The sequence below is a fragment of the Nocardia sp. NBC_01377 genome, assembly GCF_045040005.1.
Lineage (GTDB): Bacteria > Actinomycetota > Actinomycetes > Mycobacteriales > Mycobacteriaceae > Nocardia > Nocardia noduli.
In genome coordinates this window covers 48,232-64,568 of the sequence record NZ_CP109567.1, presented here as the reverse complement: position 1 = coordinate 64,568, position 16,337 = coordinate 48,232, and the positions used below count along the sequence as shown (strand labels likewise).

The 16,337-nt window shown below is 68.5% G+C and carries 16 protein-coding genes; 15 read left to right on the top strand and 1 reads right to left on the bottom strand.

All coding sequences use genetic code 11. The features are described 5' to 3' along the window. Window positions 1-4: 4 nt before the first annotated feature. From OG225_RS40750 to OG225_RS40740, 3 genes are all read left to right on the top strand, one after another. Window positions 5-1,279 (top strand): oxygenase MpaB family protein, encoded by a 1,275-nt coding sequence (locus OG225_RS40750; protein WP_331758394.1) that lies wholly within the window; start codon window positions 5-7, stop codon window positions 1,277-1,279. Then, entirely contained in the window at window positions 1,270-2,322 is a 1,053-nt protein-coding gene (locus tag OG225_RS40745) for a porin PorA family protein (RefSeq protein ID WP_331758393.1), read from the top strand. Before OG225_RS40750 ends, OG225_RS40745 begins: the two co-directional genes overlap by 10 nt. Before the next feature lie 290 nt (window positions 2,323-2,612). Continuing rightward, window positions 2,613-2,882 (top strand): hypothetical protein, encoded by a 270-nt coding sequence (locus OG225_RS40740; protein ID WP_331758392.1) that lies wholly within the window; start codon window positions 2,613-2,615, stop codon window positions 2,880-2,882. A gap of 151 nt (window positions 2,883-3,033) precedes the next feature. Here the strand turns inward: OG225_RS40740 and OG225_RS40735 are convergent, their stop codons facing one another. After that, window positions 3,034-3,549 carry an MmpS family transport accessory protein gene (locus OG225_RS40735; protein ID WP_405183634.1) on the bottom strand — a complete coding sequence of 172 codons (516 nt, stop codon included), beginning with the start codon at window positions 3,547-3,549 and terminating at the stop codon, window positions 3,034-3,036. 662 nt (window positions 3,550-4,211) lie between these two features. On the opposite strand from OG225_RS40735, the gene OG225_RS40730 reads away from it, so the two are divergent. The 12 genes from OG225_RS40730 to OG225_RS40675 are packed head-to-tail and all read left to right on the top strand — an operon-like array spanning window position 4,212 to window position 16,214. After that, window positions 4,212-5,225, top strand: a complete 1,014-nt coding sequence (locus tag OG225_RS40730) for a hypothetical protein (protein ID WP_331758389.1) — start codon at window positions 4,212-4,214, stop codon at window positions 5,223-5,225. Beyond that, window positions 5,209-6,210 (top strand): hypothetical protein, encoded by a 1,002-nt coding sequence (locus tag OG225_RS40725; protein ID WP_331758387.1) that lies wholly within the window; start codon window positions 5,209-5,211, stop codon window positions 6,208-6,210. The genes OG225_RS40730 and OG225_RS40725 overlap by 17 nt, the downstream gene beginning before the upstream one ends. Continuing rightward, complete coding sequence (locus OG225_RS40720; RefSeq protein ID WP_331758385.1) at window positions 6,207-7,706, top strand: cutinase family protein; 1,500 nt, start codon at window positions 6,207-6,209, stop codon at window positions 7,704-7,706. Before OG225_RS40725 ends, OG225_RS40720 begins: the two co-directional genes overlap by 4 nt. Further along, window positions 7,703-8,542: a hypothetical protein gene (locus tag OG225_RS40715; protein WP_331758384.1), complete on the top strand. Its 840-nt coding sequence runs from the start codon at window positions 7,703-7,705 to the stop codon at window positions 8,540-8,542. Before OG225_RS40720 ends, OG225_RS40715 begins: the two co-directional genes overlap by 4 nt. Window positions 8,543-8,555: 13 nt before the next feature. Further along, window positions 8,556-9,251: a DUF6668 family protein gene (locus OG225_RS40710; RefSeq protein WP_331758382.1), complete on the top strand. Its 696-nt coding sequence runs from the start codon at window positions 8,556-8,558 to the stop codon at window positions 9,249-9,251. 3 nt (window positions 9,252-9,254) lie between these two features. Further along, window positions 9,255-9,542 (top strand): hypothetical protein, encoded by a 288-nt coding sequence (locus tag OG225_RS40705; protein ID WP_331758380.1) that lies wholly within the window; start codon window positions 9,255-9,257, stop codon window positions 9,540-9,542. A gap of 15 nt (window positions 9,543-9,557) precedes the next feature. Beyond that, complete coding sequence (locus OG225_RS40700; RefSeq protein WP_331758378.1) at window positions 9,558-9,827, top strand: hypothetical protein; 270 nt, start codon at window positions 9,558-9,560, stop codon at window positions 9,825-9,827. Window positions 9,828-9,865: 38 nt separating this feature from the next. After that, entirely contained in the window at window positions 9,866-10,492 is a 627-nt protein-coding gene (locus OG225_RS40695; protein WP_331758376.1) for a hypothetical protein, read from the top strand. Continuing rightward, window positions 10,489-11,358 carry a hypothetical protein gene (locus OG225_RS40690; RefSeq protein ID WP_331758374.1) on the top strand — a complete coding sequence of 290 codons (870 nt, stop codon included), beginning with the start codon at window positions 10,489-10,491 and terminating at the stop codon, window positions 11,356-11,358. Before OG225_RS40695 ends, OG225_RS40690 begins: the two co-directional genes overlap by 4 nt. Next, window positions 11,355-12,935 carry a hypothetical protein gene (locus OG225_RS40685; RefSeq protein WP_331758372.1) on the top strand — a complete coding sequence of 527 codons (1,581 nt, stop codon included), beginning with the start codon at window positions 11,355-11,357 and terminating at the stop codon, window positions 12,933-12,935. The genes OG225_RS40690 and OG225_RS40685 overlap by 4 nt, the downstream gene beginning before the upstream one ends. A 48-nt stretch (window positions 12,936-12,983) precedes the next feature. Beyond that, window positions 12,984-14,468, top strand: coding sequence for an SCO6880 family protein (locus OG225_RS40680; protein WP_331758370.1), 1,485 nt, complete (start codon window positions 12,984-12,986; stop codon window positions 14,466-14,468). A 3-nt stretch (window positions 14,469-14,471) separates the two neighbouring features. Then, window positions 14,472-16,214 (top strand): hypothetical protein, encoded by a 1,743-nt coding sequence (locus tag OG225_RS40675; protein WP_331758368.1) that lies wholly within the window; start codon window positions 14,472-14,474, stop codon window positions 16,212-16,214. The last annotated feature ends 123 nt before the right edge of the window (window positions 16,215-16,337 follow it).

Sequence of the window (16,337 nt, the reverse complement as noted above, 5' to 3'; positions counted from 1 at the left end):
CGACATGAACGGTCTCGAGCAGGCGCTCGCGCATCCACCGATGGTGACGGCCGGGCTGTTGGGTTTCGCGGCACGACGACTGGCGCCGGGCGATATTCGGGCCAGCGCCGGACAGTGCGCGGCCTATCTGCGCTACACCCGCCGCGGTGACCCGCCCGCCGACGCGGTGATCGCGATGGCACGCCGCCTGCCGGGCGGGCACGGGAGTCGAATGATCGAGACCGCGATCGAGCACGGCATCGACGCCGTGCCCGATCCACCGCCCGAACTGGTCGCGTTCTTCGACTCGCTCGCCGTGCCCTACTGGGTCGACACCGACCAACTCGAGCTCGCCTCCCGGGTGACCGCACGCACCGGTGCGGCGGGATTCACCGCGTTGACCATGGCATTGCTCGGCGGGTACCTCGCCTCCCGCGTCGCGAAAACCCTCGTGGCTTCCGGCGAACTCGAGCACATGGCACCACGACGGCTCGCCGAGACTGCCGCCTGGTTCGCCCAGGTCACCGACCTCGGCGGCCTGCAACCCGACGCCCCGGGATATAAAGCCACGCTGCGGGTGCGGCTGCTGCACGCGAAGGTCCGTGCCGGTTTGGCCGCCACACCCGGCTGGGACTTCGACGCCTGGCATCACCCGGTCAACCAGGCTCAAATGTCAGGTACAACAATGCTTTTCGGGTGGTCGCTGCTCAACGGCAGCTGCGGCCTCGGCCTGAAATTCACCCGGCGTGAACGCGCGGCGGTCTACCACCAGTGGCGCTATATCGGGTACCTGCTCGGCGTCGACACAGCCGTCCTCCCTGTCGACGAAAACGACGCCTGGAAACTTTGGTCGATCCAGGCGCAGCTCGAGTTCACGAACCCTGATCAGGATTCACAACGACTGGCCCACGCCCTGATTCAGGCGATCGGCCCGGTGCTCATAGGCGACGGCCGAGACCCGCTCTCGCGGGCGGGACGAATCGCGGTGACCGAGTTCCTGTCCGCCTGCGCCCGCCTGGCCCTGGGCCAGCACTACGCCGACTTCCTCGGCCTCAGCGACCGGAAAACCGCGCAGGGCATTGTCATCGCTGCCGTGGCAGCCACCGCCGCGCTGGAATACCCGCGTCGCCTGCTGCCCGGCGCCACCCGCTGCGCCGAGACCCTGGGCCGCCACACGCGCTCCGCGCTGACACACCGTATGGCCACCACACAACACCAACGCCGCGCCGCGTCGATCGACGGCGAGATTTCCTGCCCGTCACCTGCTTCGACCTCGAAAAGGAACAGAACATGCCCGTGAAACGATCCTCCATACTCCTCGCTGCGACCGGCATCGTGCTGCTCGCCGCCGCCACTGTCACACACTTCGCGGTGGCACCGACCCTGACGAAGATCCCGGGCAGCCTCGACGACACCACGTCCTACGACGGGACCATGTCGATGCCGGACCCGGCCTCGCCCGGCAAGACCGTCGACCAGCCGATAGTGCTGGAACGCCGCGTACGAGCTGACTCCGTCGAAGGCAACACGGCGGTGATCACCCTCAGTACGGACGCTTACGCCGCGCCGAGAGACACCAACGCCAGTCCGCTCTCACGCGAGGTCCACCGGTACGCGGTGAACCGCGACGACTTCGGACAGGCTGACCCGCCCTCCGGTGTCGAGGTCACCGATCAGCTCGGCGGCGCGGTGTTCGCCCTGCCACGGGACTTCGACCGGCGCGACCACCACCTCTTCGACGCCAATACCCGCCAAGCCGTCCCGCTGAACTACCTGTCCTCGACGACGATCAGCGGACGTTCCGCCGATACCTTCGGCGCCGAGAGCAGCGGCGCGGTCGCCGACCCCGCCCTACTGACACAGGTGCGTGCCGGGTTCGGCTCCACGGTCGGCACCGACGGAACATCCGTGCCGACCACTGTCGCGGCGGCCATGGGAATCCCCACGGACCGCCTCGCCCGTTTCGACACGTCGGCACCGGTCACCTACACGGTGCACACCACCTGGCAGATCAGCGCCGACCGCGCATTCGGCGTCGTGCTGGCCCTCACCCAAACCGTGCGGATCGACGCCGTCATCGGAGACACCGCCGACCCCGTGTTGGTCACCACGCTGCAGAGGCTCGACGCCCACACCAGTGAGACGAGCATTACCGACACCGCCGCCGCCCTCGACAGCAGCGCCACCAAACTCGCCCTGATCGAGCAATGGATTCCCTTCGCCGCAGCCCTCGTCGGACTCGGACTGCTCGTCATCGCGATCGCCCGCCGCACCCCGACGACCGCAACCCAAACCCCCACCACCTTCGAGTCACCGCGCCACGAATCCGCCGACCTCCGATGAACCCCGCGGCTCACTGCCCAGCAGTGGGCCGCGCTCACATCAACGGCTTCGGTCACGCCGAACCCGTCGCCGTAGCGACCGATTCGACTGCGCCGTCTGTCTCCGGCGGCCGGAAACAGTACATGCCTGAACCTGCCCCACGAAATAGCTGCTTTCAGCCCAGCCGGGGCGAACCCCAAGATCCGAGGACACCGTGACAATCGCTCGACCGCACGCCGTGGCTACCGCGAGGTCCCCACTGAATACCAGCTCTCGGCCCTCGCCGCGCGGGACCCGATCGGAGGTCCGCCATGCGAAGTGAGTTCCGCCACGAGCAGCGCGGCGTCCGGGGGACGACCAAGCCCGCACCGCGTCTGGTCTCCGGCACGGTCTCGGAACTTCTGGATTTCTTCGGCAAATGCCCGCAGTGCGGCTACGCGGCGACCGCGACGGAGTCGGTGTGCCGCTACGACAACGACAGGGTCGACTCCAAGATCTACGTCACCTGCGCGCTGCCGTGCGGCTGGGGCGCAATGGCCAAGCCAGGCACACGGACCGTGCGGCCGACGCCGCAGCCTTAGATGTCAACGACCGCAGGTCGCAGCATCCCGCTACACGCGGGCCGAGCTTTCCGCCGATATCCGCACACGCGAGGTTCGCGCGGCACGGTGCCGCAAGACGACTTTGTCGCGATCGCGTCGGCCGACGCGGTGTTTGGCGACCAGGCCCCTGTCAGCCGATGCTGGCGCAGATCGTGGTCGCGTACTGGCCGGTCGCCGACTTTTCGTCCCGGGGGACCCCATCGACGAAAATGCGGCAGGTGACCCAGGTTCCGGTCGTCGACGCCCCCAACGCCACGTTGGTGAGGGTGGTGGTGTTGAGGATTGTCTTGCGCCACGGGGCCACGGCGGGAACGTCCTGGATCAGGCGAGACACCTCGTCGGAATAGGTGACCGAGTTCAACGCTGGCGCGTCGGAATCGATTTCGTAGACAACGGTTCTGCTCGGGCTGGTCGGCGCCGTGGTCGTCGGGGCCACGACGGCGGGGGATGACACTGCCGTCGTGGGGGTGATCGTGAACGACGCGGAAGCCGCAGCGGGTGTGGCCTGCTCGTGGCCTGTGTCGGTGGTGCAGCCACCCAGCATCAGCACGAGAACAGCGGCACTGATCCACCGTGAGGACTTGCGGCACATCAGCGACTCGCGCCGAATCCGATGCTGCGTGAGGGCAGGGGTGGTCGCGGTCACGGGTCCTCCAGGGAGATGGTCGGCTCCATATCGCCGTTCGCGCGGGAACAGTCGGCCGACTCTTGCGATGTCGATACACGGTCCGAATTCGGCATGCGCCGATCGTTTGTGTGGAATTCCCCATGGGCGGTGCTGCCTCCAGGGGGGTGAGAGGCAGCACCGCGTACGAATCGCCTGGGGTATACCCCATACACGAGGGATGGGAAGGGGACTCGCACTCCGTAGCAGAAGGGGGGTTTCTGCTGAGACCAAGATTTCCACGACCCAGGTGATGCTGTCAATAAACTGAACTCCCCCAATTTGGGTGTATTTCGATCGAATTCCGACCCGAAACACACCCGCTGCGGGTGTGTTTCGCCCTCTCCGGGCTTCTGTGCTGTGTCGCTGTTCACCGAACGCGGTGACCTCGCCGAATGCTATTGCGCGAGCGCTGTTTGCGGAATATCGTGCATGGTGCGCCCATTGCGATGGGTTTCCCAGTGTCACGCCGGTAGCGGGCCTGGATGTAGCGCCGCATGGTCAGTAGAGCTACTGACTCGCGGTATTCCGAATCGACGGTAGCCAGCAACGACATTCTCTTGTCGTGGACTGGTTCTGTCGCTGTTGTTCGGAATTGTGAAACCGATTCAGTGTCAACGGTCTACATCGAGGCGAGGCGACGGATGACGAATGATCCCGGCCGTCAGTGGCGGTGGTTGACAGAGAACACCGACGCCGACGACACGCGCACGTGGGAACGTATCGAATTGCTCATACGTGCAGCGGCCGTCGCGAGTCTGACCGAGGCGGAATTCGTCCGGCGATTACGCAGTTCCGGGGTGGCGGTATGGGCCAGCGGGTTCGATCACCGCGTGTCGGCCGGAGGCTATGTGGTGCAGGCGCCGGTCGGTTCCGCAGATATCCGCCACGACGTCGCGATCGGATTGGATCTCGGGTTGGGGATGCTGCGCGAGCAGTGGGACCAAGGACCTCAGGCCGCTGTTGCTGCCCGCTGGCAGTGGCACGGCACCCGCACGCCGGGAGACTTCGACCGCGACCGGATCGCGTTGTCGCACCCGGTGATGTGGTCTCGGATGTTCAGCGACGCCGCACAATTCACCCACGAGCTACGTCGACTGCCGCCGGCGCGGGCAGCGTCGCAGTGGGCGTGGGCGTCCGCGCGACTTTCGGGTGCTTTCGCGGCATGGTCGATACGTGCCGAACCCGACCTGAACGGTCCCTTCGCGACCGCGGCGTTACAGCTGCGCTGGTCGGCGTCGGCACTGCAACCCGCCCAGGACCTGGTCGTGGGCCAGCGCCGCCGCGCGGCCCCCAACCTTTCCCGCGTCGCGTTCGGGCTGACGAATCTCGACCACAGCGCCGACGACCCGACCCGGACGTTGCTGCTGGTGATCCAACTGTGTGGCGCGCTGTTCGAGATCGGCAAAGCCCACCGCCGTCGCGGCGAACTCCCGCGCGCCACAGCCCTCGAGCACGCCGCGGCGGGGTTGAACACCGTCTGCGAACAGCTCCACACCGACGCCTGCGCCCCGGGACCGGAGGGCTCTCGAGCATCCGTGAGGCCGACTGCCGCCACCCTGCCACCCGCGATCGCCGGACCCGAGGACGGCGATATCTCGAAACATATTCCCGCTCAACCGAAAACAGGACGAGGGACCGATGAGGAAACGACGTAGTACTCTGCTCGCGCTGGCGAGTCTGCCGGTGCTGACGGTGTTGCTGGGCGCCCCGGTGCACGCCGAGCAGCCGGGCCTGGATTCCCCGGGCAGCCAGCCGCAGCAAGGCTTGACCACACCCGCTCCGGCTCCCGCGCCGGACGCGGGTCAGGCTCCGGCAGCGGTCGATGTGCCGACCGTGGTCGACCTGATCCCGAACCCGCCGCGCCCGCAGCCGAAACAGCAGACGGTGCCGCAACCGCAGCGACAGGCCACACCGCCCCCGGTCGTGCAGGCCCCCGCACCGGCCGAATCCGACGACACCGAACAGGCACCCGAGCCGGAGGTGACAGAACCCGCTCCCGAAGCGGCACCCGCCGCGCCGTCGGGTCCGGTACCGCGTGTGCTGCGGGTGGGTACCGAGTCGGTGCCGGTGCCGGACTGGGTGCCGCCGGAGGTCCAGGCGGTGGGTCAGGACTTGGCGGACAAGGCCGAGTGGTGGGCCGCTGCCGGTTTCGACGCGGCCGGGTTCTCCACCGACGACTCCGACCGGCGCGCAGCCGCGACCATGGTCGGCGCGGCGGCGGGCGCGGTCACCGGCGCCGACGCCGCCGGTGCGGTCGGTGGCCTCGGTGGCTGCTTCGCCGGCATGGCGCTCGGTGGTGTCGCGGGCGGAGTGATCGGTGGCGCGGTCTCCGGTGGCGTCGCCGCACCGCTGGGTGCGTTCGTCGGCGGGCTGGGCGGCTGCATCGCGGGCGCGGTCGTGATCGGCGTCCCCGCCATCGTCGCCGGTGGCGCGGTCGGTGCCGGTCTGGGCGCGGCGGCGGGTGCGGCACTGGGGCCGGGCGAGAACCTCGACGCGCCCGAACCGGCCGAACCCGACGCCGGTGCCGGTGCCGTCGAGCCGAGCGAAGAGGGTGAGGACATCGCTGCCGCGCAGCAGGACGGGCCCGTCGTCGACGAGGTCGGTGAAGGCACCGAAGCGGTGAGCGAGGACTGCACGTGAATCGCGGCGTGCGTGGGATCGGTGTGGTGGCCGCGGCGTTCGTGATGAGCGTCGCGGCCACCACCGGCGGGACGGTGTCGGTGGCACGCGGCGACCCGGCGCCGCCGTGCCCGGTCCTGCTGGCGATCGGCGTGCAGGGCCCCGGCCAGGCATCGGCCGACGGGTCCGATACCACCGACTCCGGACTGCTCGGCGAGGTACTGCGTCCGCTGGCGACCGCGCCCGAAGGCACCGTCGAGCGCGTGTATGTCCGGTTCGCCGCCACCTTGAACGGTGTCGGCACCGACGAGGCCGGGCAGAGCCCGTATCAGCGCAGCATCGCGGCAGGCGTGACCGAATTGAACAGGGTCGCCGCGGAATTCGTGGCCCGGTGCCCGCAGGGCCGGATCGCGGTCCTGGGCAACGCCCACGGCGCGCAGGTCGCCTCACAGTTCGCCCAGCAAACCGGGCGCAGTGGCGCGGGCGTGCCCGCCGACAAGGTCGCGGCCGTGGTGCTGTTCGGCGACCCCGACCGGGACGCGAACACCCCACTGCTGCCGGGAGCATCGGGCCGCAGTGTCCCGAACCCGGCGCCCGGCACCACCGGTGACGCGGTCACCGCGCTCGCGGGACTGGTCCAACAACCCGCCACCGGCGCGGGCATCAACACCGCCCGATCGACAACCAGGAGTGGCTACGGGTCGTTGAGTGGTCGGGTCGCGAGCTTCTGCGCGGCGGGGGACCTGGCCTGCGATACCCCGACCGACGCGCCGATCCTGCGGGTCGTCGACAACATCCTCGGCACAGCCGAGGACTCCGGCGGTGACCCGTTGCGGGCGTTGGCCTCGGTCACCCAAGCACTCGCATTCACCGCGATCAAGACCGTGACCTCGGTGGTCAACAACGACGTCTCCGGGACCTCGCTGTCGTCGGTGTCGCTGTCGTCACAGACCTCACTTGCGCAGCGGGTCGCCGAGGCCAGCGACCCCCGCACCCCCCTGAACATCGACAACGTGATGAAAGCGGTCCTCAAGATCGGCACCATCGCCGTCAACGCCGTCGTCACAGTCGCGAAAACCGTTCTCACCCCCGCCAATATCACCGAAATCGCCGCAGCCGGGTTGTCCAATCCCGCTGCGGGACTGGCGGTACTGGGCACCAAACTCCTCGGCGCGCTGCCACAACTGGTGCCGCCCTCGACCGCGACACGACTGGTCGGACAAGCCTTCACCGCGGTGACCTCCACCGTCACCGACAACACCGGACTGATCGACACGACGAACTGGGTCCGCTACAGCGACGCCCTCGCCTCGCGCGGCACCTACAAATCCGACCCGGTCACCGCGACCGGCCAGTCACCGGTCCAATACGCCACCGCCTGGCTCCAAGCCCTCACCGACGACCTGGCCGCCGCACCCGACACCGCCTCCGTCACGGCAACGTCCTCACCCTCGTCAATCCCGCCCTCGCCGACTCCGACGATCGCGACCACCACTCCGGCGCCGACGAGCCGATGACCACGACACCGGGACCACGACGAGCCGACGCGGCGGCAGATCCGTTGCGCGCCAGCGCCGAACACGGTTCCGCGCCCACCCCGGCCCGAGACAACCCAGCACGCGGGAGCTACCACCACGAGCAGCAGTGGCAGGACTGGATCACTCCGACACCGCCGACCCGCGCGAATTCCGCCGAACCCCGCGACAACGCAGACGGCTGGGGCGAGATCGGTTACGCCCAGTGGCTCGACCCACTGTCTGTCGCTCCTCCCTCGGCCCGGCCGGAGCCGTCGCCGCCCAGCGAAACATCCCCATCACGTTCACCGCTGTCGACCTGGATTCTCGGGAGCACCGCTGTCGTGCTGGTGGCCGCGCTCGTCGGTGCCGTGTTCTGGTTGATTCCCGAGCGGGCGGGCCCGGATTCCGATCGCGTGCCGACAGCGCTGGCTCCCACGGCGGTGACGGCCGCGAGCGCGCCACCGGCACCCGCGTGGTGCGCCAGCCTGGACAGTCCACAACGGTTGCGAGGCAACGGCGGCGGGTCACCGGAATTCGCGCCGCAGGTGATCCTGGCCTTGGAATACGCCTACTACATCACCCGCACCGCGAACGCGGTGCGCGCACTGCTGTCACCGGACGGACGTTTCGGCAGCGACGCCGAAATCCAAGCCGGAATCGACGCCGTCCCGGTCGGCACCGAGCACTGCGTGGAAATCACCCCCGCCGGTCCGGACCGGTGGACCGCGGTGATCACCGAGAAACACCCCGACGCCAAGACCGTGATCCACACCCAAACCATCACCACCACCTCTCGTGAGGGCCGCGCGTTGATCGCCGCGGTCGAGACCGCCTGACATGGCCGGGGCGATGAGCACCATGACCAGCACCGCGCACCCGAGCGACCCTGCCACCGCCACCCCACGACCGCGTGCCCGGAAACGGGAGCCGACGCGCGCGGTTCTCGCCCCGCCCGCCGACCAGCGCGCACCGATCTGGGATAGCCCGGTTCCCTTGGTGCACAACGCTACTGGTAGCCCACGTCCCCCGCTGCTGTGGCTGCTCGGTGCACACGGCGGGGCGGGTGTCACCACGCTGGCACGGTTGCTGGCTCCGGCGGCGGACTGCGGCCGCCGCTGGCCCGCGCCGGTCGCGGCGGAGTCCCCGTATGTGCTGGTCGTGGCCCGTGAGACCGCGATCGGGTTGGCCGCGGCCGACGCGCTGCTGCGCCAGCATCACGCCGGACTCGCCGGAGACAGCGAGGTGGTCGGGTTGGTGACCGTGGCCGCCCGGCCGGGGCGGATGCCGACCGGGATCCGCCGTGACCGCGACCTCTACAGCGGCCTGGTCACCCACCTGTGGCGGGTGCAGTGGCACGAGGAATGGATGCTGGCCCGCCACACCGATCTCCCGGTCTGGCACCCGGGCGACGCGGCGCCGGACAAACAGCGGCGCAGTAGCGAACTCGACACCGCGCCAACCGATATCGCCGATTTCGGGCGCGAACTGGTCGCGCTCATCACCGCACTGCATCACCACCGATATTCGACCGAAGGAGACGAATAGCTGATGAGCTGGTTACCGACCGTCTTGGACCACGGTGCCGTGCTGGCGCAGGTCAAGAACTACACCCCCGAACAACCGCCCGGCTCGGCAGGGCTGGAAAAACTCATGCGGTATCTGGCGTGGATCGTGCTGCTCTCCGGCGTCGCGGCGATCATGTTCGCCGGGGGCAAATTCGCCTGGGAAAAATGGCAGGGCGGGATGCTCGAGAGCCCGAAAATGGTGCTCGGCGCGCTGATCGGCGGCATCCTGGCCACCAGCGCGGGCACCATCATGAACGGCATCGTCAGCTGAGCCCGGCCCCCTGTCATGTTGTCGACGTTGCTGGCCTACAAGCAGTTACCCGACGAGGTCACCGAACAGATGGCACAGCTGTTCCGGTGGCTGTTGTGGATCGTCGAGGTCGGACTCATCGGCCGACTGATCTGGGTGGGAGGCCGCGCGGGCTGGGAACTGTACCGGCCCCCGCCCGGCCCGCCCCCCGCACCCGGCGCGGTCGTGCGCGCGATGGTGGCCTGGATCCTCGCCAGCGTCGCCTGGCCACTCGCCGCATCACTACTGATGAACCTCGCCTTCTAACACCCCGACATCCATCGGCGATCCAGAAAAGGTTGGCAATGACACGAATTCGGCGCTGCACGTACCTCGTGGCTGCGGTGTTCGCGCTCGGCGTCGCCGGTTGCGGAGACGACCAGCACCAGCACGACACCTCACCCGAGACGGTCGTGGATCCGAACACGGTCCCGGCCGGGTTGGGCTGGCGCGACTACCAAGGCGTCGCGGTTCCTGTCGGTCGGGACGGTCCCACCGTCCTCGAGGCGGGCAGCGCGACCGGGTTCGCGGCCAGCCCGGCAGGAGCGGCGCTCGCGGCGATCACCCACACCGTGCGCATGTCCCTGGCCACCGACCAGTACTGGGTGCGGGTCGCCGAACGCGAAATCGCTTTCGGGCCGGGCAAAGACGAATGGGTCACCTCCCGGGCGCTGTTGTCGATCACCACCCGTGCCGACCCCGCCCAAGCGCCACGCGTACGCGGCTACACGATCACCGACTACCGCCCCGACCGCGCCCGGGTCGAGATCTACACCAGCTATCCCGACAACTCGATCGCGGTCAACACTGCGGTGGTGGTCTGGCAGCACGGGGACTGGCTACTGCAACTGCCCGACCCGGCCTCCACCACTCCGGTTGTGCGCGCCACATCGACGATGGATGCCGCCGTGAAAATTGAGGCACCCCAATGACATCGGATCCGAAGAACTTGGCGCCGGAACGTCGGCAGCCGCGGATGGGGACCATCGTGTCCGGGGTGTTGGTGGCCGCGATCTTGATCGCTGCCGCGATCGCTTTCGCGGTACGCCAAACCAGCCCCGACCCGATCGCCGACCCGCAGACCGCGGCCACGCCGTCGGCGACGGCGACCCCGCTGCCGGGTGGGGTGGCCGGGTTCGCGGTGCCAGAGGTCGATATCTTCGGTCGCCGCGTCGACATCCCGCTGCACCCTGACGGGCAACTGCGCGAGCAACAGATCCCGTCGAAGACCTCGACCGACCGGGACTGGCTCACCGCGCCACCGGCGGGGTTGCGCGAACCGGGTGGTTGGCAGCGGGTGCACGGGGTCGTGGTGCCGTTCTCCACCTCCGACGGCCCGACCTGGATCCGTGACGGTGTCGCGGGCGGCTACGCCCACACCCCGCAGGGTGCGGCGCTGGCAGCGGCGATGAGCGTGTATCAGGTCGCCGCCCGTCCCGGCGACCGCGCGGTCCTGACCCAACGCCTGGTCCTCACTCCCGCCGATCAGGCACGTTTCGACGCCGGGATCGCGGCCGGGAGACTGCCGAGACAACAACCCGCCGCCCGCACCCGCGGACTGTTGGCCTATGACGCGTTCCGTGTCGAGAGCTACGCCCCCGACCTCGCCGTCGTGCGGCTGGCATCACGTTCGAACGAACCCACCACCACAGCTGCTGGTTCCTCTGCTGCCCGGGCCTGGATCACGGCGTCGGTGCCGATGGTGTGGAACGGCACCGACTGGCTGTTGCGCGGCAACGGCAATTCCTTGTCCACCAGCCAGATTTCGGACCTCAGCGGCTGGACGAGCTGGTCATGACCTTGCTGACACGCACCCTCGCCCTGGCCGCCGTCGCGCTCACCCTGATCCTCGGCAGCGCGGGCATGGCCTCGGCCCAACCGACCACCACCCCGACACCGGCTCCAGCTCCAGCGCAGGAGGATTCGACGACCTACGGGTTCGACGAAACCTGCAACCAGATCCACGACGCTCTGTCGGATATCCCGGTGATCGGGACCTGGGCGGGGAACACGAACGCACTCGGGTGCAAATTGGGCAACGCCGCCACCCATCCGGGCAGCGCCGTCGATGCCACCACGGCCAAGCTGTGGGATTCGACGTTCGGCAAGGTGACCGAGACGCTCATGGACGGCCTGGCCGAGGCCTTGTCGCTGAGCATGCTCTGGATTAAGTCCCCCAACGACGTGCTGCTCGAAGGCGCGGGTCCGGATGCCTCGGAATCGACCTTGTGGGGGCGGGTCGATTCCTACACCCGCCAGCTGCAGACGTGGGTGTTGGCGTTCTCGATCGCGATCTCGGCGTTACGGATCGGGATCGCCCGCGCCCAAGCCGCCGCCGAGCACGCCGAGGAAACGTTCAAGATGCTGGCGCGTTCGACCATGACCACCTGGGTCGCTGGCGCGGCGATCCTGGCCGCGGCGCGCATGACCGACGACCTCTCGGCGTGGATCATCACCGACGCCACCGGCGGCGACGCCGAAGGCGCAGCGAAACTGATGTTCGACACCGGCCGATTCGGCGTCTACGGGCCCGGGTTCATGTTCCTCGTCGCGATCGTCGGCATGCTCGGAGCACTGGCGATGTTCGTCCTCACGATCCTGCGCCAAGCATTGCTGGTCGTCGCGGTCGGGTTCTACCCGCTGACCGCCGCCGCCTCGGGCACCTCGAGCGGCAAACAGGCCTACGAGCGCCTCGGGGCCTGGATCATCGCGTTCCTGCTGTTCAAACCGGTCGCGGCGCTGGTGTACATGATCGCGTTCGTCACCGCCGACGCCACCGCCAACGATCCCGGCACCGAAGGCGTTTACAGCCTCGACGCTGCCCACCGTTCCTTCGTCGCGCTGGTACTGCTGTGCAGTGCCGCGTTCGTGCTGCCCGCCCTGATCCGACTGGTCGCACCGGCCCTGTCGGTTTTGGGGTCGGGAGGCAGCGGCGCGGGAGCCGCGGCTGCCCTGGCCGGGATCGGCGTCACCGCGGCCGCCGCAGGCATCGGCATGGTGGGAGCCCGCGGCGCGACCACGGGTGCGGGCACCGCAGGCCAGGTCCCCGCTACCGGTACACGGGCCGCTCCCGCTACGGGCGCACGCCAACTCCCTGCGCTGGGCGGCGGTAACCCAAGCCGCGGCGGCCTTCCGCCGGGTGCGGGCGCTCCCGGCTCGGGCGGGGTGGTGGTGGCAGGTCAGTCGCGACAGCCCGCGTCCCGCGCCGGTGGCGTCGCCAGCGCCACGGTCGCCGGAGGAGTACAGCGTGCGGGCACCGAATCCGTGCGCACCGCCGACGACGCAGCCGGTGGGCCACCAGCGCTACCCCCCGGGCAACGGCAACTTCCGCGGGGACCCAGTGGCACGGACGGCCCACATCGAATCGATCGATGAAACAGAGAGCCCCACAACGGATATCGAAAGAACCTTTGGAGGTGAGCGGTGAGTGAGTACGTAGAACGCACCTACAGTGCCGGTACCCGTCCGCGCGCGGAAGGCCTGTTCGGGCTCTCGGCGGTAGCGATGCTCACCGCCGGTGTCGTGATCGTCGTGGTCATCCTCGGCCAGGCGATGTTCGGATTCAAAGTCGCCGGGATCCTGGCCGGTGTCGGGGTGACCGTGACCGCGCCGTTGGTGGTCCAGATCGGGGGGCGCACCGGATATGTTCGTGCGCTGTTGCTGTGGCAGTGGTGGGGCGGGGTCCGGCGCAAGGAGCACTCCTACCGCTCCGGCTCGTTCTCCGCGATCCCGGGCGGCGCGACTGTTCTGCCCGGACTGTTGGCGCCGTCGCGGCTGTATCGCGGCCAAGCCGTGGACGGGCACAACTTCGGGATGATCCACCTCCCGAAATTCGGGGAGTACACGATCGTGCTGCGCGCCTGGCCCCAAGGCGGCGAAGCAGTCGATCAGGACCTGGTCGATCAGTGGGTCGCAGCCTGGGGCGCGTTCCTCGCTTCCTTGGGCAGCGCGCCGGATGTGAAAGCGATCGTGCCGGTGATCGACACGGTCCCCGAGACCGGTAACCGGCTCACCGCCGAAGTCGCGGCGATGATGCGCCCGGGTGTGCCCGAGGTCGCCGAGCGGGTGATGTGGGAACTGGCAGACCAACTCGCCTCCCAGCGAGTGCAGTTGGAGCCACGTCTGGCGATCACTTTCGAAGCGACCACGCCCGAACGGCGCAAGATCCCCGCCGAACAGGCCCTCGAGATCGGCCGTCGCCTGCCCGGCATCCTCGCCGCCCTCGCCGAGGCCGGTGTACGGGCCGAACCGATGACTCCCGAACAGATCATCGCCTTCGTCCGCCGCTCCTACGATCCGGCGTCGCAAGCCGACCTGGAAGCCGCCGCCACCGACCCCGACGGACACCGTCTGACGTGGGCGATGGCCGGTCCAGCTGACGAGCAGCAGCGCTACGACCGGCTCCTGCACGCCGGGGCGGTGTCGATCACGTGGGAGATGACCGCCGCCCCGCCCGGTGTCGTGACCGACCGGGTGCTGCAACGGCTACTCGAACCCAACCCCGAACTGCCCCGCAAACGCATCGCACTGGTGTATCGACCGCATTCGGCGGCCGAGGCCACCGGCATCGTCGACGACGACTGGCGCAACGCCCGCGTCGCTCAACAGAACACGAAAGGTGGCCTGGTCTCGGCGTCGGCGAGCATCCGGGTCGCCAACGCCGAACAAGCCCGCCAGGAACAAGCACGCGGGCACGGATTGACCCGCTACGGAATCCTGATCACCCTCACCGCCCCACGGGGCGCCGACATTCCCCGCATCGAAGCCCTCGTCCGTGACCTGTCCACCCAGGCCCGGTTGACGATCCGCCGGTGCAACACCTACCACTCCGCGGCGTTCGCCGCGTCCCTCGGCGTCGGGGTCATCCTGCCCGAACACGCCACCATCCCCGAAGCCCTGGAGGGCTGAACCATGCCCACCCCGACGTCGACTCGACAGCGCCCGGCCGCGACCGGACAGAGCCGAGGACCGCGGACTCTGGACGAGACCGCCCGCGCGAAACTCGAAATACGCCACCGCGCCGGAGGATTGCGCGCGATCTGGGCGGGAATGATGCTGTCGCGCGACGACCGCCGCCACCGCAACCGTGCCATGCTCGCCGACGCCGCAGTACACGACGACTTCGACCGGCCCGCACTGCGTCTGACCGACAGCGGCTACGCAGGACCCGGCGGGGGACGGGTCAGCGCGGTCGGGCGTCCGGCCGAATGGCGCGGCACCACCGCCCAGGTCGTCGGACTGTGGCCATGGGCCGTCGGTGCCGGAGCGCCCCTGGTCGGCACACCGTTGGGGCCGCATCTGCGCACCGGGGCCCCGGTGTGTTTCGACCCGATGAACTGGTTCCAGCGCGGCGGGTTCATCACCGCGCCGAGCCTGTTCGTGTTGGGGCTCAACGGCTTCGGGAAGTCCTCGCTCGTGCGCCGGATCGTGCTCGGCGGCATCGCCCAAGGCATCACCCCGTTGATCCTCGCCGACGTCAAACCCGACTACCGGCGCCTGGTCGAACTGGTCGGCGGCCAGGTCATCGACCTCGGCTACGGGTACGGGCACCTCAACCCGCTCGACACCGGCGTCATGGGTGAAGTCCTCACCCGTCTGGAAGCCGCCGAGAAATTCGAACAAGCCCACACCCTCGCCCAAGAACTCCGTGCCCGCCAGATCGCGCTGGTGTGTGCGCTGGTCGAACTCGTACGCGGCCAACGCGTCGCCGACTACGAGGAAACCGTCATCGCGACCGCCCTGTCACTGCTCTACACCCCCACACACGCGGGTGGTCCGGGTTTCGGGCCCGGCCGGGCACCGATATTGAGTGATCTGCTCGCGGTGATCGTCACCGGCGGTGACGAATTGCGTCTGGACGCGGCCGCCGACAGTGACGAACGTTATCAAGCGGCGATCGTGCCGTTACGGCAGTCGTTGCGGGCGTTGACCAAAGGCCCGTTCGGGCAGGTCTTCGACGGACAGACCAGCGTCGCGATCGACCTGGACTCCACCGCGGTCTGCATCGACGTCTCCCACATCCCCAAAGGCGACAAGAAACTCAAAGCCGCAGTCATGCTCGCCTGCTGGGGAGCCGGGTTCTCCGCCGTGGAGGCGTTGAACATGCTCACTGACGCCGGACTCGCCCCGCAACGCTACTTCCAGGTCGTCATGGACGAACTCTGGCAGGTCCTCGGCCTGGGAGAGTCCATGGTCGAACGCGTCGACGAACTCACCCGCCTGCAACGCGGCATCGCGGTCGCGCTGATCATGATCAGCCACACCATCAAAGACCTCCAAGCACTCGACTCCCCGGCCGCGATCAGCCGCGCCCTCGGCTTCCTCGAACGCGCCCGCGCCAAAATCCTCGGCGCACTACCAGGGGAGGAGATCAGCCGCCTGGAATCGATCATCCCGTTCACCAACGTCGAACGCGCCATGGTCACCACCTGGTCCGCACCCCAAGCCCTCACCGGCGAAGCGATCCGCCGCGACCAACCCCGACCCACCCCACCCGGCACCGGCAAATTCCTCCTCAAGATCGGCGAAGGCCGACAACCCGGCATCCCCTTCTTCGTCGAACTCAGCGAAACCGAACGACTGACAGGAATCCACGACACAAACACACGCTTCGCCGGATTCGACACTGCCGCTGCCGAGTCGAGCGACTTGTAGATTCCCATGATTTTTGTCGGTAGTCCCATCCATTTGTCGGTGACCTGTCGTTTACGACAGGTCGGTGGGAATCGAGTCCGGCGTGTCATTGCCCTCATATTCGGCGAAAGGAGTTGGGTGTCG

Bases quoted from the DNA above. Each gene is read 5' to 3' on its own strand.
- OG225_RS40740 (WP_331758392.1), top strand. From the start codon at position 2,613: ATGCGAAGTGAGTTCCGCCACGAGCAGCGCGGCGTCCGGGGGACGACC.
- OG225_RS40710 (WP_331758382.1), top strand. From the start codon at position 8,556: ATGAGCACCATGACCAGCACCGCGCACCCGAGCGACCCTGCCACCGCC.
- OG225_RS40675 (WP_331758368.1), top strand. From the start codon at position 14,472: ATGCCCACCCCGACGTCGACTCGACAGCGCCCGGCCGCGACCGGACAG.
- OG225_RS40695 (WP_331758376.1), top strand. From the start codon at position 9,866: ATGACACGAATTCGGCGCTGCACGTACCTCGTGGCTGCGGTGTTCGCG.
- OG225_RS40690 (WP_331758374.1), top strand. From the start codon at position 10,489: ATGACATCGGATCCGAAGAACTTGGCGCCGGAACGTCGGCAGCCGCGG.
- OG225_RS40745 (WP_331758393.1), top strand. From the start codon at position 1,270: ATGCCCGTGAAACGATCCTCCATACTCCTCGCTGCGACCGGCATCGTG.
- OG225_RS40685 (WP_331758372.1), top strand. From the start codon at position 11,355: ATGACCTTGCTGACACGCACCCTCGCCCTGGCCGCCGTCGCGCTCACC.
- OG225_RS40750 (WP_331758394.1), top strand. From the start codon at position 5: ATGAACGGTCTCGAGCAGGCGCTCGCGCATCCACCGATGGTGACGGCC.
- OG225_RS40725 (WP_331758387.1), top strand. From the start codon at position 5,209: ATGAGGAAACGACGTAGTACTCTGCTCGCGCTGGCGAGTCTGCCGGTG.
- OG225_RS40705 (WP_331758380.1), top strand. From the start codon at position 9,255: ATGAGCTGGTTACCGACCGTCTTGGACCACGGTGCCGTGCTGGCGCAG.
- OG225_RS40715 (WP_331758384.1), top strand. From the start codon at position 7,703: ATGACCACGACACCGGGACCACGACGAGCCGACGCGGCGGCAGATCCG.
- OG225_RS40700 (WP_331758378.1), top strand. From the start codon at position 9,558: ATGTTGTCGACGTTGCTGGCCTACAAGCAGTTACCCGACGAGGTCACC.
- OG225_RS40730 (WP_331758389.1), top strand. From the start codon at position 4,212: ATGACGAATGATCCCGGCCGTCAGTGGCGGTGGTTGACAGAGAACACC.